This window comes from Segatella copri, from assembly GCF_002224675.1.
In the GTDB taxonomy this organism is placed as follows: domain Bacteria; phylum Bacteroidota; class Bacteroidia; order Bacteroidales; family Bacteroidaceae; genus Prevotella; species Prevotella copri_U.
The window spans coordinates 1-632 of the sequence record NZ_NMPZ01000081.1; the positions used below are offsets into that span (position 1 = coordinate 1).

1 pseudogene is annotated in these 632 nt (G+C 45.9%); it reads right to left on the reverse strand.

What is annotated here, in order from left to right:
- Window positions 1-100 precede the first annotated feature (100 nt).
- Window positions 101-632 (reverse strand): annotated as a pseudogene (locus CFT61_RS16405) (dehydrogenase); the annotation flags it as partial.

Sequence of the window (632 nt, forward strand, 5' to 3'; positions counted from 1 at the left end):
TAAAACATTATTCTCCCCCCATTATTGCATTCTTCTTCCTATTATCTTTCTTTATTTAACACACTTTTACGCAAAAATATAAGAAACGCCTGTTTTGTTTCTATACTATCGGCAGACTTATTCCGTTGATCTTCTGATAAATATCTAAGGCATAGATATCCGTCATGCCGCTGATGTAATCCAATACTGCCATGATTCGCTCTTCCAGACTTTCCAACCAAATATCGTACTGGCTGCTTACCCGGCGCAGAAGCTGCTTGGAGTAGAAACGGGACGGGTTGACGGCGGCATCGATGAATACCTCCATCAGCGTAGCCATGATCTTGTAACCCGAAAGCTCGATGTCGAGAACGGGCTTGCTGGCATAAATCTTCTTTCTCGAAACCTGGGTGCAGGTGATGTAGGCATTGCGCTCGTGCTCCGAGATGTGGTCGATGAGGGCTCCCTCGAAGGTGCCGGCAAGAATCTCTTCCTCGTGGTCGAGGAATGCCTTTACGCATTCGTTCTCCAGTTTGCCTATTACGCAGGCTCTCTCTTCTATCACCAGCCCTCTGTTCTGGAGCAAGGCAACCTGTTCATCTACGTTTATAGGTTGTTTGTCGTAATCCATATACCCTTTATAAAAAGCGAAG